This is a genomic window from Bradyrhizobium sp. 25ACV (assembly GCF_054863005.1).
The window spans coordinates 226,098-247,722 of record NZ_JAVAYO010000008.1; the positions used below are offsets into that span (position 1 = coordinate 226,098).

General features: G+C 64.7%; 21 protein-coding genes. 14 read left to right on the forward strand and 7 right to left on the reverse strand.

The features are described 5' to 3' along the window. Nucleotides 1–81 precede the first annotated feature (81 nt). From RAD04_RS20520 to RAD04_RS20535, 4 genes are all read left to right on the forward strand, one after another. A complete protein-coding gene (locus tag RAD04_RS20520; RefSeq protein WP_461625206.1) occupies nucleotides 82–1,467 on the forward strand; it encodes a tetratricopeptide repeat protein in 1,386 nt (461 codons plus the stop codon). Between the two features lie 370 nt (nucleotides 1,468–1,837). Then, the gene (locus tag RAD04_RS20525; RefSeq protein ID WP_461625207.1) at nucleotides 1,838–3,748 is read left to right on the forward strand and encodes a propionyl-CoA synthetase; all 1,911 of its coding nucleotides are present in this window, start codon (nucleotides 1,838–1,840) and stop codon (nucleotides 3,746–3,748) included. An 85-nt stretch (nucleotides 3,749–3,833) separates the two neighbouring features. Next, complete coding sequence (locus tag RAD04_RS20530; protein ID WP_092254141.1) at nucleotides 3,834–4,103, forward strand: hypothetical protein; 270 nt, start codon at nucleotides 3,834–3,836, stop codon at nucleotides 4,101–4,103. Nucleotides 4,104–4,127: 24 nt separating this feature from the next. Then, nucleotides 4,128–4,334: a DUF6494 family protein gene (locus RAD04_RS20535; RefSeq protein WP_091955782.1), complete on the forward strand. Its 207-nt coding sequence runs from the start codon at nucleotides 4,128–4,130 to the stop codon at nucleotides 4,332–4,334. Nucleotides 4,335–4,485: 151 nt separating this feature from the next. On the opposite strand, the gene RAD04_RS20540 is transcribed toward RAD04_RS20535, so the two are convergent. After that, nucleotides 4,486–5,181, reverse strand: a complete 696-nt coding sequence (locus RAD04_RS20540; protein WP_026202531.1) for a DUF1013 domain-containing protein — start codon at nucleotides 5,179–5,181, stop codon at nucleotides 4,486–4,488. Between the two features lie 243 nt (nucleotides 5,182–5,424). Between RAD04_RS20540 and ispH the strand changes: the two genes are divergently transcribed. The 3 genes from ispH to rnhA are packed head-to-tail and all read left to right on the forward strand — an operon-like array spanning nucleotide 5,425 to nucleotide 7,844. Then, nucleotides 5,425–6,393 carry a 4-hydroxy-3-methylbut-2-enyl diphosphate reductase gene (gene ispH, locus RAD04_RS20545; protein ID WP_461625208.1) on the forward strand — a complete coding sequence of 323 codons (969 nt, stop codon included), beginning with the start codon at nucleotides 5,425–5,427 and terminating at the stop codon, nucleotides 6,391–6,393. 6 nt (nucleotides 6,394–6,399) lie between these two features. Next, on the forward strand, nucleotides 6,400–7,383 hold the full coding sequence (locus RAD04_RS20550) for a homoserine kinase (RefSeq protein WP_461625209.1): 984 nt from the start codon (nucleotides 6,400–6,402) through the stop codon (nucleotides 7,381–7,383). Further along, nucleotides 7,380–7,844, forward strand: coding sequence for a ribonuclease HI (gene rnhA, locus RAD04_RS20555; protein WP_104464944.1), 465 nt, complete (start codon nucleotides 7,380–7,382; stop codon nucleotides 7,842–7,844). Before RAD04_RS20550 ends, rnhA begins: the two co-directional genes overlap by 4 nt. A 98-nt stretch (nucleotides 7,845–7,942) precedes the next feature. On the opposite strand, the gene RAD04_RS20560 is transcribed toward rnhA, so the two are convergent. The 6 genes from RAD04_RS20560 to RAD04_RS20585 all read right to left on the reverse strand — a co-directional run bounded on the left by RAD04_RS20560 (nucleotide 7,943) and on the right by RAD04_RS20585 (nucleotide 15,597). Next, nucleotides 7,943–8,428, reverse strand: a complete 486-nt coding sequence (locus RAD04_RS20560; RefSeq protein WP_091955791.1) for a peroxiredoxin — start codon at nucleotides 8,426–8,428, stop codon at nucleotides 7,943–7,945. 108 nt (nucleotides 8,429–8,536) lie between these two features. Next, nucleotides 8,537–9,091, reverse strand: coding sequence for a DUF924 family protein (locus tag RAD04_RS20565; protein ID WP_461625210.1), 555 nt, complete (start codon nucleotides 9,089–9,091; stop codon nucleotides 8,537–8,539). Between the two features lie 15 nt (nucleotides 9,092–9,106). Beyond that, nucleotides 9,107–10,792, reverse strand: a complete 1,686-nt coding sequence (locus RAD04_RS20570) for a long-chain-fatty-acid--CoA ligase (RefSeq protein WP_461625211.1) — start codon at nucleotides 10,790–10,792, stop codon at nucleotides 9,107–9,109. 184 nt (nucleotides 10,793–10,976) lie between these two features. After that, nucleotides 10,977–12,476, reverse strand: a complete 1,500-nt coding sequence (locus tag RAD04_RS20575; RefSeq protein ID WP_461625212.1) for a D-alanyl-D-alanine carboxypeptidase family protein — start codon at nucleotides 12,474–12,476, stop codon at nucleotides 10,977–10,979. 189 nt (nucleotides 12,477–12,665) lie between these two features. Continuing rightward, nucleotides 12,666–14,462 carry a glucan ABC transporter ATP-binding protein/ permease gene (locus RAD04_RS20580; protein ID WP_018321318.1) on the reverse strand — a complete coding sequence of 599 codons (1,797 nt, stop codon included), beginning with the start codon at nucleotides 14,460–14,462 and terminating at the stop codon, nucleotides 12,666–12,668. 85 nt (nucleotides 14,463–14,547) lie between these two features. Further along, entirely contained in the window at nucleotides 14,548–15,597 is a 1,050-nt protein-coding gene (locus RAD04_RS20585; protein WP_461625213.1) for an ABC transporter substrate-binding protein, read from the reverse strand. Nucleotides 15,598–15,825: 228 nt separating this feature from the next. Between RAD04_RS20585 and RAD04_RS20590 the strand changes: the two genes are divergently transcribed. From RAD04_RS20590 to RAD04_RS20620, 7 genes are all read left to right on the forward strand, one after another. Continuing rightward, nucleotides 15,826–16,194 carry a hypothetical protein gene (locus RAD04_RS20590; RefSeq protein ID WP_018321320.1) on the forward strand — a complete coding sequence of 123 codons (369 nt, stop codon included), beginning with the start codon at nucleotides 15,826–15,828 and terminating at the stop codon, nucleotides 16,192–16,194. Between the two features lie 117 nt (nucleotides 16,195–16,311). Then, a complete protein-coding gene (gene hisE / locus RAD04_RS20595; RefSeq protein WP_091955803.1) occupies nucleotides 16,312–16,716 on the forward strand; it encodes a phosphoribosyl-ATP diphosphatase in 405 nt (134 codons plus the stop codon). Between the two features lie 145 nt (nucleotides 16,717–16,861). Continuing rightward, nucleotides 16,862–17,464, forward strand: a complete 603-nt coding sequence (locus tag RAD04_RS20600; RefSeq protein WP_201760106.1) for a YqaA family protein — start codon at nucleotides 16,862–16,864, stop codon at nucleotides 17,462–17,464. Nucleotides 17,465–17,511: 47 nt separating this feature from the next. Further along, the gene (locus RAD04_RS20605) at nucleotides 17,512–18,042 is read left to right on the forward strand and encodes a hypothetical protein (RefSeq protein WP_461625214.1); all 531 of its coding nucleotides are present in this window, start codon (nucleotides 17,512–17,514) and stop codon (nucleotides 18,040–18,042) included. Nucleotides 18,043–18,072: 30 nt separating this feature from the next. Further along, nucleotides 18,073–19,473, forward strand: coding sequence for an aspartate ammonia-lyase (locus tag RAD04_RS20610; RefSeq protein WP_461625215.1), 1,401 nt, complete (start codon nucleotides 18,073–18,075; stop codon nucleotides 19,471–19,473). A gap of 265 nt (nucleotides 19,474–19,738) precedes the next feature. Then, nucleotides 19,739–20,707: an NAD(P)H-dependent flavin oxidoreductase gene (locus RAD04_RS20615; protein ID WP_461625216.1), complete on the forward strand. Its 969-nt coding sequence runs from the start codon at nucleotides 19,739–19,741 to the stop codon at nucleotides 20,705–20,707. 142 nt (nucleotides 20,708–20,849) lie between these two features. Then, nucleotides 20,850–21,623 carry a thioesterase family protein gene (locus RAD04_RS20620; protein ID WP_461625217.1) on the forward strand — a complete coding sequence of 258 codons (774 nt, stop codon included), beginning with the start codon at nucleotides 20,850–20,852 and terminating at the stop codon, nucleotides 21,621–21,623. Nucleotides 21,624–21,625: the final 2 nt, after the last annotated feature.

The window sequence follows — 21,625 nt, forward strand, 5'->3', positions numbered from 1 at the left end:
GCCCCTAACTGTTCCCAAATTGAACCCATGTCTTCCCTGCCGCGACAATGGTGAGAACCCGACGTCACGGAGCACTCTGCCATGTGCGGCACACATCCTTCCGCGCAAGCGCTTTCGCTTGCCAAAATCTCGCTTCGCGCATTTCTTCTCGGAGCGGCGATGAGCCTCGTCCTTGCAGCCCCCGCCTCGGCGGGCACCGATTGCGTGATGGGCAGCAAGGCTGCTCCCGCGGAGCTGATCCCCGCTTGCACCGTTATCATCGACCAGAGCGCAAGCCCTGCGTCCGACCGCGCCGCGGCGCTGCTGGTTCGTGCCGACGCCAATGCGCGGACTTCGGGCGGCCTCACGCAAGCCCTGCGAGACATCGACCGCGCCATCGCAATCGACGGCAAGAATGCAAAGGCCTGGCGCCTGCGCGGCGATCTCTTGCGCGAAGCCGGCGGCGATCTCAACCGCGCGGCGGCGGATCTGAGCAAGGCGATCGAGCTCGATCCGCGGGATGCGGAGGCTTACGAGCTGCGCGGTGTCGTGTACACCACCCAGCGCAGGCTTGACCGTGCGCTTGCCGATTACGACCAGGCGATCAAGCTGAAGCCGGATGATGCACAGGCATGGTCCGACCGCGGCGTGAACTACTATCTCGGCGGCGACAACGAGAAGGCGATCAAGGATCTCAGTGAGGCGCTGCGGCTCGATCCCAACCGTCCGCGCACCTACACCAACCGCGGCGCGGCATACAAGAAGCTCGGCCAGCTCGACAAGGCGGTGGCCGACGACGGCGAGGCGATCAGGCTCGATCCGAAGGTGCCCGAATATTTTGACAATCGCGGGCTCACCTATGCCGCCATGAAAGAGTACGACAAGGCGATCGCCGATTACGATCAGGCGCTGCGCCTGGCGCCCCGGCCGAACTTCTTCACCAACCGCGGCGATTCCTACCAGTTCAAGGGTGAGTTCGGAGCGGCGCTCAGCGACTACGACGCTGCGCTGAAGCTCGATCCGAATTTCGCGCAGACCTACAACAACCGCGCCGTGCTCTACAAGAAGATGGGCGAGCGCAAGAGGGCGCTGGCCGATTACGAGACGGCGCTCAAGCTCGATCCCGGTAACGAGAATGCTGCCAACGGCCGCCGCAGCACGATCGCGGAGATCGCGAAATTCGGCGCTGAGCCGCCGCGGGCGCTGAATGCGGCGTCGGGGAATGGTCCGTCCTTCGAATGCGCGACGGCCAGGCGTGAGGTCGAGAAGGTGATCTGCGCCGATCCGCAGCTGGGCGTGCTCGACCGCCAGATCGCCGAGACCTACGAGCGCGTGCTGAAATCGGCGGGCAAGCGCTCGGCTGGCGAGCTGCGCAAGACCCAGCGCGATTTCCTCAGCCTCCGTAATGCCAGCTTCGGCCGGCCGGGCTATGATCTGAGGAAGGTCATGCAGGAGCGATTACAGAAGCTGAATGCGACGGAGAGCTGAAGGGGTGTTGAAGAAACCGAAGTAGAGCGGCTGGCTCGGTTACCTCTCCCCCTTGCGGGGGAGGTCGACGTGCTCGAAGAGCGCGGCGGGTGGGGGCTCTCTCTTCTCGGGGACTTCATCTGTGAGTCTTGGACAACCCCGACGCGGTGATACCCCCACCCCAGCCCTCCCCCGCAAGCGGGAGAGGGAGCTAACTGCCGATGCCGCGCAAGCCTTCTCCAAAAGACCCATCCTTTTCAGCTTGAACCGCGGCCCGTTCCCGGGAAAATACTTCTCAAACAAAGTCCGACACTTGATCCGGGTCATGGCGGGACAACCGTCCTGCCGCAAGGTTCGAGGTCAGGCTGATAAAGGTAACGGGAGCGCGGGATTGACCATCCAGGGCAAGAGCAGTTATCATGAGGTTCACGCGCGCTCGCTGGCCGACCCCGAAGGCTTTTGGGCCGAGGCGGCGAAAGAGATCGACTGGATCGAGCGGCCCAAATCGATCTTCGACCCCTCGCAGGGAACCTATGGCCGCTGGTTCGCCGGCGGTGTCGTCAATACCTGCTACAACGCGCTCGACCGCCATGTCGAAGGCGGCCGCGCCGACCAGGTCGCGCTGATCCATGATTCGCCGCTCACCGGCAGCGTCACCAAATTCACCTATGCCGAACTGCTGAACGAGGTGCAGGCGCTCGCCGCTATCATGCAGGATTTCGGCGTCGCCAAGGGCGATCGCGTCATCCTTTATATGCCGATGGTGCCGGAGGCCGTGGTCGCGATGCTCGCCTGCGCGCGGATCGGGGCGGTGCACTCGGTGGTGTTCGGCGGCTTTGCAGCGAAGGAGCTTGCCACCCGCATCGACGACGCGCAGCCAAAACTCATCCTCTCCGCAAGCTGCGGCATCGAGCCCGGCCGCATCGTGCAGTACAAGCCGCTGCTCGACGAGGCGATCAGGCTCGCCGGCAGCAAGCCGAAGGCGTGCATCGTGCTGCAACGTCCGCAGCTCACTTGCGACCTGACCCCGGGGCGGGACTACGATTGGGCGAGCCTGCGCCGCAAGGCGATGAACGACGGCAAGAAGGCCGCATGCGCGCCTGTCGCCGCGACCGATCCGCTCTACATCCTCTACACCTCGGGAACGACTGGCATCCCGAAGGGCGTCGTGCGCGACAATGGCGGCCATCTCGTCGCGGTGAAATGGTCGATGTTCAACCTCTATGGCGTCAAGCCGGGCGAGGTGTGGTGGTGCGGCTCCGACATCGGCTGGGTGGTCGGGCACAGTTACATCGTCTACGGGCCGCTGCTGCACGGTGCGACGACGATCATGTATGAGGGTAAGCCGGTCGGCACGCCCGACGCCGGCGCATTCTGGCGCGTGATCGCCGAGCACAAGGCGGTCGCGTTCTTCACCGCGCCGACCGCGTTCCGCGCGATCCGGAAAGACGATCCGGAAGGAAAGTTCATCCGGCAATACGACCTGTCGAAATTCCGCACCCTGTTCCTCGCCGGCGAGCGTGCCGATCCGCCGACGGTGGCATGGGCGGAGCAGCAGCTGAAGGTGCCGGTGATCGATCATTGGTGGCAGACCGAGACCGGCTGGTGCATCGCCGGCAATCCGGTCGGGCTTGGCATGCTGCCGGTGAAGCACGGCTCGCCGACGGTGCCGATGCCGGGCTACCAGGTCGACGTGGTCGACGAGGCGGCAAAGTCGGTCGGGCCCAACACCATGGGCTCGATCGTCATCAAGCTGCCGATGCCGCCGGGCTGCCTGCCGACCCTGTGGAATCAGGATGCGCGCTTCAGGGAGGCTTATCTCAGCGAATTCCCCGGCTATTACAAAACCTCCGACGCCGGCTACAAGGACGAGGACGGCTATGTCTTCGTCATGGGCCGCACCGACGACATCATCAACGTCGCCGGCCATCGGCTCTCCACCGGCGGCATGGAGGAGATCCTGGCCTCGCATCCCGATGTTGCCGAATGTGCCGTGCTCGGCGTCAAGGACGCGATCAAGGGCGAGGTGCCGTGTGGCTTCCTGGTGCTCAAGGCCGGCGTGAAGCGTGCGCCCGCCGAGATCGAGAAGGAGATCGTCGCGCTGGTGCGCGACAAGCTCGGACCGGTCGCCGCCTTCAAGCTCGCCATCACCGTCGGCCGCCTGCCCAAGACGCGCTCCGGAAAGATTCTGCGCGGCACCATCAAGAAGATCGCCGACGGCGAGTCCTGGACCATGCCGGCGACGATCGAGGATCCCAAGACGCTCGACGAGATCGGGGAGGCGCTGAAGGGGCGGGTGTGACGCGAAGCGTCATCCCGGGGCGGTGTTGCCGACTTACAATCTCCTCATTCCGCGCTAAACAGGGCCGGCCAACAGGGGACCTCGTATGCCACTCGCCGCCGCGCCGCGCCTGCTTGCAGCCTTAGCTCTCGCCATCGCTCTCTCCGCCTGCTCCGCGCGCTACCAGACGCCGGTGGCGGTGGGCGGCGACGATGACGATGCGGTCTGCCTGAGCCGGGGCAATGCGCAGGGCTCGCCGGAATACGTGGCCTGCCGCAAGGATCGCGACGTCCAGCGCAACGCCGCCACCGCCCGTGCCGATCGCCGCCAGCGCGACCTCGGCGAATACATGTTGAACCATCCCGAGCGGCCGTAAGTCGCCCGGTTAACGGAGGGATTCATGAACGAGGACCAGTTCAACACGTCTTTGCGCAAATTCCTCAAGCAGGTCGGGGTCACCTCTCAGCGCGAGATCGAGAAGGCCGTGCGCGATGCGATCGCCGCCGGCCGGATCAAGGGACACGAGAAGCTCAAGACGAAGATGGTGCTGACCATCGATGGCGTCGGACTCGTCCACGAAGTCGACGACGTGATCGAGCTCGGCTGAGCTCCTGCGTGCCATCCGCTCCACGTCCCTTCTGATTTTCGTCCTGGGGCTCGACTGTCCGGGCCGGGTCGTCCCGCCATCAAGCAAAAACGCGGCGGATGGCTCCGCCGCGTTCGAATCGATTTGGACGTTCGGCGCGAGGCGCGGAGCCTTACTCCTCCTCGTCTTCCTGCTTCTTGCCGCCGAGCGTCTTCAGCTTGGCGAACACGGCGTCGAGATTGAGGTCGTCGCTCGATCGCTCGGCCGGCTCGAACTCGTCCTTCTTGGTGGTCTCGGACGCCGGCAGCAGGGTTGCGCCGCCATAGGCTGCGTCGATCGGCTTCTCCTTGGCGGCGCGAGCCACCTCGAAATCAAGCTCGATCTGCGAGCAGAGACCGAGGGTGACGGGGTCGATCGGGGTCAGCTGGGAGGTGTTCCAGTGGGTTCGGTCCCGCACGCTCGCGATGGTGCTCTTGGTGGTGCCGACCAGGCGCATGATCTGGGCGTCCTTGAGCTCGGCATGGTTGCGCAGCAGCCAGAGGATGGCGCTCGGACGCTCGTGGCGGCGCGAGACCGGGGTGTAGCGCGGGCCCTTGCGCTTGGGCTGGGGCGGCAGCACCACCTTGCTCTCCTGGAGGCGGAGCCGATAATCCGGATTCCTCTCGCCCTTCTCGATCTCCTCGCGGGTCAGCTGGCCGTTGGAGAGGGGATCCATGCCCTTGATGCCCTGGGCAGCATCGCCGTCGGCGATCGCGCGCACCTCGAGGGGGTGCATCTTGGTGAAATCGGCGACCTGGTCGAAGGTCAGCGCGGTGTTGTCGAGCAGCCAGACGGCGGTCGCCTTGGGCATCAGCGGTGCGTTGCTCATGGCAAATCTCCTTTGTGCTTCGCCCACCCCTCTGGAGGCGAAACCGGTGGTCATCAGCGATGACTGGGAATTCGCGCTATATAAGCCCGGAGGGGGTAGCCACGCAATGGTTCTGCTATAGATAGTGCCTTGACAGCGCCCGAAAGGGGGCCCAATTCCCTGTAAGCCCGTACCCAAGCCCTATTCCATCCATCGACCGCTTCCCGCCCATTTGGCGAGGTGATTCGGTCCCGAGATCGCTCAATGTCAGCCAAACCAGACCTCAAGATCGTGCTTTGTTCTCCCCGTGGCTTCTGCGCCGGGGTGGTCCGGGCGATCGACACCGTGGAACGGGCGCTCGATAAGTACGGCGCCCCCGTCTATGTTCGCCATGAGATTGTGCACAACAAGTATGTCGTCGACGGGTTGAAGAAGAAGGGCGCCATCTTCGTCGAGGAGCTGGCCGAAATCCCGGAAAACACCACCGCGCCGGTGGTGTTCTCGGCCCACGGCGTGCCGAAATCGGTTCCGGCCGATGCCCAATCCCGCAATCTGTTCTCGCTGGATGCGACCTGCCCGCTGGTGACCAAGGTGCACCGCGAGGCCGCGATCCACTTCAAGCGCGGCCGCGAGATCTTCCTGATCGGCCACTCCCATCACCCCGAGGTGGTCGGTACGCTCGGCCAGCTTCCGACCGGCGCCGTGACCCTGATCGAGACCGCCGAGGACGCCAAGACGATCTCGCCGAAGGACCCCAACAACCTCGCCTTCGTGACCCAGACCACGCTGTCGATCGACGACACCGCGGAGATCGTGGCGCTGCTGAAGGAGCGCTTCCCGAACATCAACGGGCCGCACAAGGAAGACATCTGCTACGCCACCACCAACCGCCAGCTCGCGGTGAAGAAGGTGGCGCCGGTGGTCGACGCGCTCATCGTGGTCGGTGCTCCCAATTCGTCGAACTCGCAGCGCCTGCGCGAGGTCGCCGAGCGCGAGGGCTGCGGGATTGCGGTGCTGGCGCAGCGTGCCACCGACATCGACTGGGACAAGTTCGGCAACATCAAGAGCCTCGGCATCACCGCGGGCGCCTCCGCGCCGGAAGTGATCGTCGAGGAGATCATGGACGCCTTCGCCGAGCGCTACACGCTGCATGTGGAGACGGTCTCGGCCGCGGAGGAGAACGAGTTCTTCCCGCTGCCGCGTCAGGTGCGCCCCGAAGCCGCCGCCGAGTAGACCTTTATGGCGGTTTACACCGACGTTGCCGCCGAAGAGCTTGCGGATTTCCTGAAGCAATACGAGCTCGGCGAATTGCTCTCCTACAAGGGCATCGCCGAGGGCGTCGAGAACACCAACTTCCTGCTGCATACGACCGAGGGGTCCTTCATCCTCACGCTCTACGAGAAGCGCGTGGCGAAGAACGATTTGCCGTTCTTCCTCGCCCTGATGACGCATCTGGCCGAGCACGGCATCAACTGTCCGCTGCCGGTGAAGGGAAGAGACGGCGAGGCGTTGCGCGAGCTGTCGGGGCGTCCCGCGGCGATCATCACCTTTCTCGAAGGCATGTGGCCGCGCAAGCCGAACGTGGCCCATTGCGCCGGCGTCGGTGCCGCGCTGGCGAAGATGCATCTGGCCGGTGCGAACTTTGCGGTTCGGCGCGCCAATGCGCTGTCGGTCGCGGGCTGGCGGCCGCTGTTCGATGCGGCATCGAACCGTGCCGACGAGGTGCAGCCGGGCCTGCGCGCCTTTCTCGCGACCGAGCTCGACCATCTCTCGAGCGGGATCTGGCCGGACGATCTGCCGGAGGGCGTGATCCACGCCGACCTCTTCAACGACAACGTCTTCTTCCTCGGCGACCAGCTCTCCGGGATCATCGACTTCACCTTCGCCTGCAACGACATGCTGGCCTATGACGTCGCGATCTGCCTCAACGCCTGGTGCTTCGAGCCGGATCATTCCTTCAACGTCACCAAGGCGCGCGCCTTCCTCAACGCTTATGGCCGGGTGCGAAAGCTCTCGGAGGCGGAAGAGGCGGCACTGCCGCTGCTGGCCCGTGGTGCTGCGATCCGCTTCCTGCTGACGCGGCTGGTGGACTGGCTCAACGTGCCCGAGGGCGCGCTGGTCAAGCCGAAGGACCCGCTGGAATATTTTCGCAAGCTGCGCTTCCACCAGAGCGTGACGAGCGTACGCGATTACGGGCTGATGCCATCAGGATTGGTCGCGTGAGCGAGCGTCCCAATGTCACGATCTATACCGATGGCGCTTGCTCGGGAAATCCCGGGCCGGGCGGCTGGGGCGCGATCCTGAAGTTCGGCGACAAGGAAAAAGAGCTGAACGGCGGCGAGCGCCACACCACCAACAACCAGATGGAGCTGATGGCGGCGATCTCCGCGCTCGAAGCGCTGAAGAAGCCGTGCACGGTCGATCTCTACACCGACAGCCAGTATGTCCGGCAGGGCATCACCGGCTGGATCTTCGGCTGGAAGCGCAACGGCTGGCGCACCGCCGACAAGAAGCCGGTGAAGAATGTCGAGCTATGGCAGCGCCTGGATGCCGCGCTGAAGCAGCACGAGGTCCGCTGGCACTGGGTCAAGGGCCATGCCGGCCACCCCGAGAACGAACGCGCGGATCAGCTGGCGCGGGATGGGATCGTGAAGGCGCGGTTGCAGCAGAGGCTGGCGGAGTAGGAGTTTGCCTCGTCATTCCGGGGCGGTGCAAAGCACCGAACCCGGAATCTCGAGATACCGGGTTCGCCTCTGCGAGGCGCCCCGGAATGACATCAATCTCAGAGCTGCCCGAGCAGCGTATCGCCGCCGGAGACCTCGACCTTGCCGGGCATCGCCTCGAGGTTCAGCTTCTTCACCACGCCGTCCTCGACCAGCATCGAATAGCGCTTGGAGCGGATGCCGAGGCCGTTGGCGGAGGCGTCCAGCTCCATGCCGATCGCCTTGGCGAATTCGGCATTGCCGTCGGCGAGGAAGATCGCCTCGTCGCGCTGGTCGGTGTCGCGCTTCCAGGCGTTCATGACGAAGGCGTCGTTGACGGACACGATGGCGATGCTGTCGACGCCCTTGTCCTTCATTGCATAGGCGTTGAGGAAGATGCTCGGCAGATGCATCTTGTGGCAGGTGCCGGTATAGGCGCCGGGCACCGCGAACAGCGCCACCTTCTTGCCCTTGAAGATATCGTCGGTGGTCTTCACCTGCGGACCTTCCGCCGTCATCACGCGGAATTTCGCCTCGGGCAGCTTGTCGCCAGTCTGGATCGCCATTGTCGGTCTCCCTGAATATCGATCCCGCTTATTAGACCGTGCGGCGGGCCTGCACAATATTGCCGGCGGGCGAAGCGGTGAGGGTGGGGCCCCTTCACCGTGATGTCATCAACCGGCGAAGCCGCCCTGGTCGAGGAAGGCCTGCTCTTCCTCGGTGCTGTCGCGGCCGAGCAGGCGGTTGCGGTGGGGAAACCGGCCGAACCGCTGGATGATGTCGGCGTGCTCCCGGGCGTATTTCAGGTTTTCGGCATTCTCGGTGCTTTGAAACAGCGCGACGCAATGCAGCTGGTCGGGCAGGTGCTCGGAATGCATGAAGGGCAAATACAGGAATTCGAGCAGGACCGGATCGATCCTGGCATCGACACCGCGATCGATCGCCCGGCGGGCGACGTCGCGCGCCTGGGCATCGCTGGCAAAGGCCTGGGACGTGCCGCGGAACATGTTGCGGGGGAATTGGTCGAGCACGATGACCAGCGCGAGTGCGCCGTCATCGCTTGCCTCCCATGACGCGAGCTCGCCGGCGACCGCCTTCTGCCACAAAGCAAGGAAGCGGCGCCTGACCTCGGCATCGAAGGCGTCGTCGCGCTTGTACCAGCGCTCGCGGCCGGCCTCGCGCCAGAAGGCGAGAATGCCTGATGGCTGGATATCGTCGACGACGGTCATGAACCGCAGACGCGCTTACGCCGCCTGAGCCTTTTTCTCGTCGCGCAGTTCGCGTCGCAGGATCTTGCCGACATTGGTCTTGGGCAGGTCGCTGCGGAATTCGATGTGCTTGGGCACCTTGTAGCCGGTGAGCTGCTCGTGACAGAATTTGATCACGGCCTCGGCGGTGAGGTTCTGGTCCTTCTTCACCACGAAAGCCTTCACCGCTTCGCCCGACTTGGAATCGGGGATGCCGATCACGGCGCATTCGAGCACGCCCGGATGGCTCGCGATCACTTCCTCGATCTCGTTGGGATAGACGTTGAAGCCCGAGACCAGGATCATGTCCTTCTTGCGGTCGACGATCTTGGTGTAGCCCTTCTCGTCCATGATGCCGATGTCGCCGGTGCGGAAATAGCCGTCCGTGGTCATCACCTTGGCGGTCTCCTCGGGCCTGTTCCAGTAGCCCGACATCACTTGCGGACCCTTGGCGCAGATCTCGCCCGCCTGGCCGAGCGGCACTTCGTTGCCGTCGTCGTCGCGGATCGAGATGTAGGTCGACGGCACGGGAATGCCGATCGTCCCCGTGAACTCGGTGGCCGTTGCCGGATTGCAGGTCAGCGTCGGCGAAGTCTCCGACAGGCCGTAACCCTCGGCGATGAAGCAGCCGGTGATCGCCTTCCATTGATCGGCCACGGGGCGCTGCACCGCCATGCCGCCGCCGTTGGAGATCTTCAGCTTGGAGAAGTCGAGCTTCTTGAAATCAGGGTGGTGCATCAGGCCGTTGTAGAGCGTGTTCACGGCCGGGAAGCTGTTGACCTGGTATTTCGCCAGCTCCTTGACGAAGCCGGCGATGTCGCGCGGGTTGGGGATCAGGAGATTGCAGCCGCCGGCGCGCACCGCGAGCAGGTAGCAGGCCGTTAGCGCGAAGATGTGATAGAGCGGCAGCGCGCAGACGATCATGAGCTGGTCGACATGCGGCGGCGCGGCGAGCGCCGGCTGGAGCCAGGCGTCGTTCTGCAGCACGTTGGCCACGATGTTGCGGTGGAGCAGGGTGGCGCCCTTGGAGACGCCGGTGGTGCCGCCGGTATATTGCAGGAAGGCGACGTCGCCCGGCGAGAGCTTTGGCTTGTTGAAGGTCATGCCGCGGCCGGCCGACACCGCATCGTTGAAAGAGACCGAGCCCGGCAGCGACCATGCCGGTACCATCTTCTTGACGCGGCGGACGACGAGATTGACGATCACGCCCTTGAAGCCGAGCAGATCGCCCATGCTGCCGACGATCACGTGCTTGACCTGCGTCTTGGCGATCACCTGCTCGACGGTGTGGGCGAAATTCTCCAGCACGATGATGGCTTCGGCGCCGGAATCCTTGAGCTGGTGCTCGAGCTCACGCGGCGTGTAGAGCGGATTGACGTTGACCACCGCGAAGCCGGCGCGCAGCACCGCGGCGGTCGCGATCGGATATTGCAGCACGTTCGGCATCATGATGGCGACGCGGGCCCCGCGCTGCAATCCGCGGCCCTGCAAATAGGCGCCGAGCGCGACCGACATCTGGTCGAGGTCGCGGTAGCTGATGGACTTGTCCATGCAGATGAACGCCTTGCGGTCGGCGAACTTGGTGAAGCTCTCCTCCAGCAGATCGACCAGCGATGCGTATTGGGTCGGCTCGATATCGGCGGGCACGCCGGGCGGATATTGCTTGAGCCAGATGCGCTCCATGGAAAACTCCCCTCATCTACCAGAGCCCGCTGTGTCTCGGGCTTGCCTCATTGCTGCCAGTATCGAGCTTGCCGGAACGGGTGGCAAGTCGCTGAGGCTTAATAGGTCGGGAAGTGGCTATTGGAATCGTCGAAACCGCGCTGCCGCAGGTGCGAAGCGCGGAGGTCTCGGGGTAGGTGCGCCGTTAACTGTTGTTGGCCGGCTTGCCGGCGGGCTTGGTCGCGGCCTTGGGCTTGGCGGGCTTCGGATCGCTGCTAGCCGCGGGCTTCTCGGCGGGTTTTGCCGCCACGTCGTGCTTGGCGGCCGCATGCTTGGGCGCCGCCGGCTTCGCCGCAGTCTTCGCGTCGCTCTTGTCGTTACTCTTATCGTTTTTCTTGGCCTCAGCCGGCTTGGCGACAGGCTTCACGGCCGCCGTCTTGGTGTCCTTCGCGGCGTCCTTGCCCGCGTCTTTCGGCTTGTCGGCCGCGTCAGGCTTCTTGGCCACGCGCGACTTCTTGCCACGCGGCTTAGACGCCGTCTGCTGGTCGGCATCGGCCGCGACCGCCGCGATCAGGGCGGTGCCGGTGCGGGTCGGGCCGGTATAGACCAGCACGGGCTCGGTCGCCGCCGGAGCCGAGGCCATCAGCTCGGAGGCCTTCATCAGGGGCGGCTGGAGGCCGGCGGTGAAGAAGGTCACCTGGGCTTCGCCGCCGGTGGCCGAGGCCGATCCGCTAGTGCCGCCGTTGGCCGCAATCAGCGCATCGTCGTCGTCGCTGGCCGGCCGCTTGCGATGGCCGCCGCACATCTCGTCGCGCAGGTTCGGCGGCGAGGCGTCGACCGGCACGAGGTTATCGACCGTGCCGAGCGAGGGGCGCAGCCACGTCAGATTGTCCTGGCCGAAGCCGCGCTCCAGCAATTGCGCCGCCTTCACCGCGCGCGCGGTGCCGGAATTGGCGCCGAGCACCACCGCGATCAGCCGGCGGCCGTTGCGCGTGGCCGAGGCGACGAGGTTGTAGCCGGAGGCACAGATGAAGCCGGTCTTGAAACCGTCGGCGCCAGGATAGCGGCCGATCAGCTTGTTGAAATTGCCGGTGGTGCGCTTGCCGAAGCGGATCGCCGGGATGTGCACGAAATATTCGTATTCCGGCAGGTCGCGCAGGAACGAGCGGGCGAGGATGCCGAGGTCGCGCGCCGACGTGATCTGGCCGTCGGCGGGCAGGCCGTTCGGATTGACGTAGCTGGTCTGCGTCATGCCGAGTCTCTTCGCGGTGTCGTTCATCATCGCGGAAAAACCGTCGATCGAACCGCCGACGCCTTCGGCGAGCACCACGGCCATGTCGTTCGCCGACTTGACCATCATCATCTTCAACGCGTTATCGACGGTGAGCTGCGTTCCCGGACGGAACCCCATCTTCGAGGGCGATTGCGAGGCCGCCGTCGGCGATACCGTGAGCAGCGTGTCGAGCGTCAGCCTGCCGTCCTTGACTGCCCTCAACGTCACATAGGCTGTCATGATCTTGGTGACGGAGGCCGGATACCAGGGAATGGTCGCGTTTTCGGCCTGCAACACCTTACCGGTGTCGGCCTCGATCAGCAGCAGCGCTTCGGCGCTCGCCGCGCGCGGCGCAAGCAGCGCGGCACATGCGAGCGTCGCAGCGAACAGGTTGAACAGGGATTTGCGAAGCAGCGGGCGTAGGGCGTGCACTATCCGATTCCGGTCCTTGGAGACCCGCCAGTTCCGGGCGGTGCTCGTGATCTGAGTGTCGGTTCTGAAATCCAGCGCCGCCGCTTGCGGCGCCGCAAACCTATACCGGCTGGTGCGTCGAGAACAGGGGCATGAGCGGGGTATTCCGCAATGAAATAGGCCGAATTTCGACGATCCTGTGGGGACTTGCTACGGGGATTTGGCAGCAGTCGCAGCAGCCTCAGCGGCCGTCACACTGGCCCGTGTGGTCTCGTGAACCATGAACTGGGCCCTGGCGAGCTCGGCGAAATGGCCGCTCTTGGCCACGAGTTCATCGAAAGTTCCACTTTCGATCACCCGTCCGTTCTCGAACACCAGGATCCGCGTGGCGTTGCGGATGGTGGAGAGCCGGTGGGCGATCACGAAGGTGGTGCGGCCCTTCATCACTTCGTCGAGAGCGGCATTCACCTTGGCTTCGGTGACGGCATCGAGCGCGCTGGTGGCCTCGTCCAGGATCAGGATCGGCGGATCCTTCAGCAGCGCGCGGGCGATCGACAGCCGCTGCCGCTCGCCGCCGGAGAGCATGCGGCCGCGCTCGCCGGCATTGGTCTCGAAGCCGCCGCTGCGCTCGATGAAATCGAGCGCCTGCGCACGTTCGGCCGCCTTGCGCATCTCGGCCTCGGTCGCGTCCGGCTTGCCGACGCGCAGATTCTCCTCGATCGAGCGGTTGAACAGCAGCGCCTCCTGGAACACGACGCCGATATTCCGGCGCAGCGAGGTCAGCGTGACGCCGCGCACGTCCATGCCGTCGATCTTGATGAAACCCGACTGCGGGTCGAAGGCGCGATGCAACAGCGCGATCGCGGTGGATTTGCCGGCGCCGGTCGGGCCGACCAGCGCGATGGTCTGGCCGGGCAGCGCGGTGAAGGTGAGGTCCTCGATCGCCGGCCGCTTGCCGTCATAGGAAAAGGTGACGTCGTTGAACTCGACGAGGCCGGACAGCCTGCCGGCGTCGATCGCGTCGGGCCGGTCGTGCACCGCGGGCACGGCGTCGAGCACATTGAAGAACTCGCGCAGGCGGGGCGCTTCCATGAACACGTTGTTGATGAAGCTCACCACCTGCTCGAGCTTCTGGATCAGCAGCGTCGCAAAGCTCACGAACATCACGATCTCGCCGACCGAGGTCAGCCCCTGGTCGTGCAGCGCGATGCCGAGCGTGAAGATCGCGAGCACGGTGATGGTGGTGGAGGCGCGCGTGATGACGGTGACGAGCGCCCACCACGACAGCACCGGCATCTGCGCGGCCAGCAACTCGTCGGCGACGGAGCGCAGCCCCTTCACCTCGGATTCGACGCGGACGAAGCTCTGCACCAGCGCGACATTGCCGAGCGCGTCGGAGGCGCGCGCGGACAGCTCGCTATATTGCTCCTCGACCGCCATCTGCATGCCGAAGGTCTTGCGCACCACGAAGGTCGTCAGTGCGGTGAAGACGATGCAGAGCACGAACAGCAGGATCGCCAATCGCCAGTTCAGGTAGAGCGACAGCGGCAGCAGCACCACCACCGAGAGGATCGCGGCAAAGTGCTCGCGGAAGAAGCCGAGCCACAGCCGCCACAAGGCGTCGGTGCCGTTGAGCATCACCTTCATCAGCCGGCCCGAATGGGTGCCGGAATGGAAGGTCAGCGGCAATTGCAGGATGTGCTCGAAATAATCGGTCAGCACCGCCTGGCGCTGGCGGTGCGAGAGCCGGTCGGCCTGCAAGGCCACGAGCGCGCTGCAGAGAATGGTGAACAGCCCGAAGGCGACCCAGGCTACCAGGAACGGCCAGGCCGAGCTCGACCCGGCCACCGTCTTGCCCGACAGCACGTCGACGATCCGCCCGAACAGCACGGGTTCGGCGAATTGCGAGCCCGCGAGCAGGAGATTGGCGACCGCGAGCAGCCAGCCCAGCCGCGCCTCCTTGCCGAGCAGTTCGAGAACACGTGTGTAGAGACGGAGGATGGGCATGCGGGCGACGAACTCGAGCGGGTAACGGAGCCCGTATTTTAAGCAGGGATCGCGCGGGGAATATAGCGGAAGCTGTCAGTTTTGCTCAGTTGATCAGCCGCCCCGCGACCGGCGGCAGGAACCGGTCGTCGAAGATGTCGCCCGCCGTGGGCCGCTTGCGGAATTTGAAATCCTGCGCGATCTGGTCGATCGAGCGCTCCAGGCGCGCCGGCTCGACGCCGCCGAGGCCGTTGCGCTTGACCTCGTCGGTCAGGATGTTGTCGACGAGGACGGTGCGCAGGCGCTCCAGCTCCAGGCCGCGGTCGCCGTCGTCGATGCGGCCAGCGGCCTCGTCCGCCGCACGCACCGGCTCCTTGATGGTCGCATTGATGCCGGCGATCAAGGCGCGGACGAAGCCCTTCACGGCGTCCGGCTTTGCTGCAGCGAAGGCGGGATTGACCACCACGGCGAAGCCATAGGCCTCGCAGCCATAGTCGGCATAACGCAGCACGACGAGATCGGCTCCGGGCACGCCGCGGTCGCGCAGGTTCACCGCAGAGAGATAGTTGAAGCCTGCGACCGCATCGACCTGCCCTGCGGACAGGATCGGCTCGCGGACCGCGGCGCCAATCTTGTGGAATCTGACGCGCGATGCCTTGATGCCGTTCTGCTGCGCCAGCGCCGGCCACAGCCGCATCGACAGATCGCCGTCGGCAACGCCGACGGTCTTGCCGTCGAGATCGGGCAAGAGATGGATGCCGCGGCTCCTGCGCGCGACGATCGCGTAGGGTGCGCGGTTGAACAGCACGAACACCGCCTTGACCGGCGCCGAGTCCTCCTTGTCGCGAAGGCGGATCAGCTCGTTGATGTCGACCAGCGCAAGCTCGCTGTCGCCCTTGGCGACGCGTGCGAGCGCCTCCGGCGATCCGGCTGCGCTGTTGAAGGACACGTTGAGACGTTCGGCGCTGAACCTGCCGTCCTTCGCCGCAAGGAAGAACGGCGCCATGCTCGCGTCCAACGGGCGGTCGAAGGTGAAATGGATCGCAACGGACGGCGCAGCGGTCTCGGCCGCACCGACATCGCCTGCAACGAGCGTTGCAAGCGAGATCGAGAGAGCCAGCAGCCAACGGAGGGCGGTCGTCTTGAATTTTGACATCGATTGCGCCGGTTCCGCATTGTTATGGTTTCGTGACGCTTTGCGGCGCCGGCTGCGGCCAGTCTCTCCGCGCCAACATGAACGGCAGATGAGCGGCGGTTGCGGCACGATTACGCAACCCCGTTCAGCTTGTGTTGGGGTTGGGGAACCCAACTTAGGCTGTGCGGGTTTGAAAGGCATGAGCCTGTCCGCAGGCGTCCATTCCAGGTCCCAAGGAGGGCCCAAGACATGTTCGAGCGATTCTCCAAGTTTGCGGGCCGAAAGGCCGTTCTTGCCACCGCCGCGGTGCTGGCGCTGACCGCGCTTGCCCCGACCGCGTCCTATGCAGGTGGCCGTCATTGGCATGGTGGTGGAGGCGGCGCGGCCGCAGCTGCGGCTTTCGCGGCCATCGGCACCGGTCTTGCCATCGCCGCGACCCGTGACTCCTATGCCTATGACTACGGTCCGGGCTATGGCTATTACGGCGGTCCCGCCTATTACAGCGGCCCTGCCTACGGGCCCTATTATGGTCCAGGCCCGAACTTCCAATATCAGCGCTACGGCGGCACCGCTCCGTCCGAGTTCTGCGGCCAAGGTTACTACCAGAACTGCTACTAGTTCTGGCAGCTGGAGTTGACCATGACAGGCCGTCGCGCTTGCCGCGCCGGCCTGTTTTCTGCTTTTATTGCCGCGCGTTAACACGCTCGCCATTTGTTTAGAGTAGTTTTGAGTACCATGAGTGATTCGCTTGAGCGGCTATATCTGGCTGTGCTCGCGGCCAGGGATCTTGATCCGGCAACATCGCGTACGGCCCGGCTGTTTCAGCGCGGGCCCTCGAAAATGGCAAAGAAGCTCGCCGAAGAGGCCATCGAGGTCGTGATCGATGCCGTCAATGGCGATACCGACGCCGTGATCCGGGAAAGCGCCGATCTCTTGTACAATCTCACCGTGCTCTGGGCCTCTGCCGGCGTGCGCCCCGAGGACGTCTGGCGCGAGATGACGCGGCGGGAAGACATGCTCGGCATTGCCGAGAAGCTGCCGAAATCACCGATGAAGCTGCCCAAGGTCGCGTCACCGCGCGTGGCTGCCAGGCGGCCAATTGTCGCGCTCGAGGGGCGTGCCGCGCGCAAGCGCCACTAAAGCGCGATAAGATCAGGGTGAATGGTTCATCGCGCTTTAGCTTCTTGTTTGAGCATGATCTTTCCGGAAAACCGCCGCACACTTTTCCGGATCATGCTCGAAACGTCATAATTCGCCTCAATCTCGGCATGGACAAATCCGTCCCATGGTGCTTCATCGCGGCGCCATGCTGAAACGTATCTACGACTGGTGCATCGACGCCGCTCACAAGCCCTACGCGCTCTGGATCATGGGAGCGGTGTCTTTCGCCGAAAGCTCCTTCTTTCCGGTGCCGCCGGATGTGATGCTGATTCCGATGTCGCTGGCGCGCCCGCAGCGCGCCTGGCTCTACGCGACCGTCTGCACCATCACCTCTGTACTCGGCGGCATCCTGGGCTACGCCATCGGCGCGCTGCTGTTCGACTCGGTCGGTCATTGGCTGATCCAGGTCTACGGCCTCGGCGACAAGGTCGACGCCTTCCGTGCCTCCTATGCGGAGTGGGGCGCGGTGATCATCCTGCTCAAGGGTTTGACGCCGATCCCCTACAAGCTCGTCACCATCACCTCGGGCTTTGCCGGCTACAACATCTTGTTGTTCACCATCTGCTCGATCGTCGCGCGCGGCGGACGCTTCTTCATCGTCGCCATCCTGCTCAACCGCTATGGCGACTGGATCCGGGTCCAGATCGAGAAGCATCTCGGTCTCGTGGTGGCGGTCGGTGCCGCCGTGCTGGTGCTCGGCTTCGTGGTGGCGATCAAGTTGATCTAGATCCACAGCGCTTTGCCGCCGGGCCGGCTTCGGCTACGGTTGCCGTCATGATGGTTCGATCCGGCAATCCGGCCTTGCGGCTCGGGACGCTGATATCAGCAGTGCTGCTGGTCCTGCTCGGTGCCGCCGGGACCGGATGGCCGCAATCCGCTCCGTCGGCGCGCGGCTTGCAGGAGCAGGGGCCGCAGGCCGCGCCTCAGCCCTCGACGCCCGCTCCATCGGCGGCAGCGGAAAATCCCGGGCTGATCAATGAAATGGGCAAGCTGTTCGACAAGCTGCCCTCGATCCTGCCGCCGATCAAAAGCCCCAGCGAGACCATGAACGATCTGTCGCGGCTGGCGAAGCCCTCGACCATGGTGTCGGGCCGGGTGGCCTGTCCGGCCTCGTCCAACGGCGCGCCCGATTGCAAGCAGGCCGCCGACCAGCTCTGCCAGAGCAAGGGTTACAGGGACGGCAAGAGCCTGAATGCCGACTCCGCGGAAAAATGCTCAGCCAAGGTCCTGATTCCCGGCAGGGCTCGCAAGCCGGACGACTGCCGCACCGATACTTTCGTGACCAGCGCGCTGTGCCAGAACTAAAGGACGTCGCGCGAGCAACAAGGAGCGCCCATGAGCCGTACGGAGCAGGACTTCCTCGGACAGCGTGAGATCGCCGACGACATCTATTACGGCGTCCAGACCATCCGGGGTAAGGAGAACTTCCACATCACCGGCATTCCGATGAACCAGGAGCCTTACTTCGTGAAGGCGCTCGGTTACGTCAAGAAGGCAGCCGCCATGGCCAATCGCGATCTCGGCGCGATCGAGGCCAAGGTCGCGGACGCGATCATCCTCGGCTGCGACCGCGTCATCGCCGGCGACATGATGGACCAGTTCGTCACCGACTTCATCCAGGGCGGCGCCGGCACCTCCACCAACATGAATGCCAACGAGGTGATCGCGAACCTCGCGCTGGAATCACTCGGCTTCGGCAAGGGCGACTATCAGCACGTCAGCCCGAACGATCACGTCAATTACGGCCAGTCGACCAACGACACCTATCCGACCGCCTTTCGCCTCGCGCTGATCCTGCGGCTCGAGAGCTACATGACCGCGCTGCGCCAGCTCCAGGAAGCGTTCTTCGCCAAGGGGCGCGAGTTCGACCGTGTGCTGAAGATGGGCCGCACGCATCTGCAGGATGCCGTGCCGATGTCGCTCGGGGCCGAATTCCGGGGCTGGGGCACCACGATCGGTGAGGAGGTCGACCGCATCTCGGAAGCGCGTGCGCTGCTGCGCGAGATCAATCTCGGCGCCACCGCGATCGGCACCTCCGTCACGGCTGCGGTCGGCTATCCCAAGCTCGCGGTCCGGCACCTCAGCGCGCTGACCGGCGTCGACTTCATCCTCGCCGGCGATCTCGTCGAGGCGACCTCCGACACCGGCGCCTATGTGCAGCTCTCGGGCGTGTTGAAGCGCACCGCGAGCAAGCTGACCAAGATCTGCAACGACATCCGCCTGCTCGCCTCCGGACCGCGTGCCGGCTTCAACGAGATCAACCTGCCGCAGCTGCAGCCGGGCTCCTCGATCATGCCCGGCAAGGTCAATCCTGTCATCCCCGAGGTCGTCAACCAGACCAGCTTCCTCGTCATCGGGCTCGACACCACGGTGACGCTGGCCGCGTCAGCGGGCCAGCTCCAGCTCAACGTGATGGAGCCGGTGATCTCGTTCGCGCTGTTCTTCTCGATCCGCACCATGGAGCGCGCGGTCAACAGCCTGCGCGAGAATTGCGTGGTCGGCATCACCGCCAACGAGGAGCACACCCGCAACATGGTGCTGAACTCGCTCGGCATCGTCACGGTGCTGAAGCCGCTGCTCGGCTACAAGCAATGCGCCGAGATCGCGCGCGAGGGCTACAAGAGCGGCAAGTCGCTCCACCAGATCGTGGTGACCGAACGCAAGCTGCTGACGCAGGAGAAGTGGGACGAGATGTTCTCGTTCGAGCGGCTGATCAATCCGGATATGATCGGGTAGGAGCAGCTCTCGCCTCTCGTCATTCCGGGGCGCGCGGAAGCGCGAACCCCGGAATCCATTCTACCATTCGCGCTGACGCCCGATGGATTCCGGGTTCGCGCCACGAGACGCGCCCCGGAATGAGGAGAGGCGAATTCCGCTGCTTGGAAATTGCTGCCCAGGCATCCGCTCCGGCGACAAAACGCAATACTTGACAGTGGAAAGATTGCCTTGTTGGTATGGCGGTCAACCTTCCATTGACTTGCCAACAGAGGATCGTTCCGCAATGTCCATGCCTGCCTTGTTCAAAGGACGCCTGTCGATCCCCGTGATCGGCTCGCCGCTCTTCATCATCTCGGTGCCAGATCTCGTGATCGCGCAGTGCAAGGCGGGTGTGGTCGGCTCGTTTCCGTCGCTGAACGCGCGGCCGCCGGAGCTGCTCGACGAATGGCTGGCGCGGATCACCGAGGAGCTCGCGGCCTATGACCGCGCGCATCCCGACAAGCCGTCGGCGCCGTTCGCGGTCAACCAGATCGTGCACAAGTCGAACAACCGGCTCGACCACGACATGCAGCTCTGCGCCAAGTACAAGGTGCCGATGATCATCTCCTCGCTCGGCGCACGCGAGGAGCTGAACCGGGCCGTGCATGGCTGGGGCGGCATCGTCTTCCACGACGTGATCAACCAGAAATTCGCGCACAAGGCGATCGAGAAGGGCGCCGACGGCCTGATCCTGGTCGCGGCCGGCGCCGGCGGTCACGCCGGCACCATTTCGCCGCTGGCTTTCGTCGCCGAGACACGAAAGTGGTTCGACGGCCCGATCGCGCTGTCAGGTGCGATCGGCAACGGCAAGGCAATCCGCGCCGCGCGCATCTTAGGGGCCGACTTCGCCTATATCGGCTCGGCCTTCATCGCGACCAAGGAAGCCAATGCGGTGGAGAAGTACAAGGAGATGATCGCCGGATCGACCGCCGACGACATCGTCTATTCCAACCTCTTCACCGGCGTGCACGGCAATTATCTGAAACCCTCGATCCTCGCCGCCGGCATGGATCCGGAAAATCTGCCGACCTCCGATCCCTCCAAGATGAATTTCGGCACCGACGCTTCCGGCGAGCGCGCCAAGCCGAAGGCCTGGAAGGAAATCTGGGGCTCGGGCCAGGGCATCGGCAGCGTCGAGGGCATCCTGCCCGCCGCCGAATTGATCGCGCGCTTCAAGAAGGAATACGACGAGGCGATCGATCCGCCGTTGTAGTTCTCGTGTCCCGGACGCGCCGCAGCGTGCAACGCTGCTGCGCAGAGCCGGGACCCATTGCAACGCATGGACCCCGGCTCTGCAGCGCACCGCTACGCGCTGCGCTGCGTCCGGGGAACGCCAGCCGAGAGACCGAGCCAATATGCCCCCCATCTACCGCGTCGATGGCAACAGCGTCGTCACCAGTCCGGATGCCGCGGGTCCCTGGGATCGGCGCATGCAGCACGGCTCGGCGCCGGCGTCGCTGGTGACCTGGGCGGCCGAACGCATTCCGACGCCTGCTCCGATGGACATCGCGCGCGTCACCATCGATTTGATGCGGCCCGTTCCGGTCGCCCCGCTGACGATCGTGACTGACGTTTTGCGCGAGGGCCGCAAGATTCAGCTCTGCGAAATCAAGCTGCTCGCCGACGGTGTGCAGGTCGTCGGCGCCACCGTGCTCAAGATCAGGCGCCAGGCGCTGTCGTTGCCCGACGACGTCAAGGCGCTGCCGGTGACGCTGCCCATGCCGGAGGACTCGCTGGTCGAGGACGGTCACGCCGCCACCAGCCCGTTCGTGCGTTCGGTCTCGATGCGCGCCGCGCGCGGCCGCTTCGGCCAGGCCGGCGCCGGCGCGATCTGGTTTCGCGTCGACCATCCGCTGATTGCCGGCGAAGCAATCTCGCAGGCCATGCGCGCCGTGGTCGCCGCCGATTTCTCCAACGGCACCGCCTCGACCCTCGACTTCCGTGCCTGGACCTACATCAACGCCGACCTGACCGTGAATTTTTCGCGCCAGCCCGTCGGCGATTGGATTCTGCTCGACGGCGATTCCTGGATCGGCCCCGACGGCGCGGGGCTCGCAATGTCGCGGCTGGCGGATAGGCAAGGCTATTTCGGCCGCGCGGTGCAGAGCCTGGTGATCGAGAAGCGGTGAGC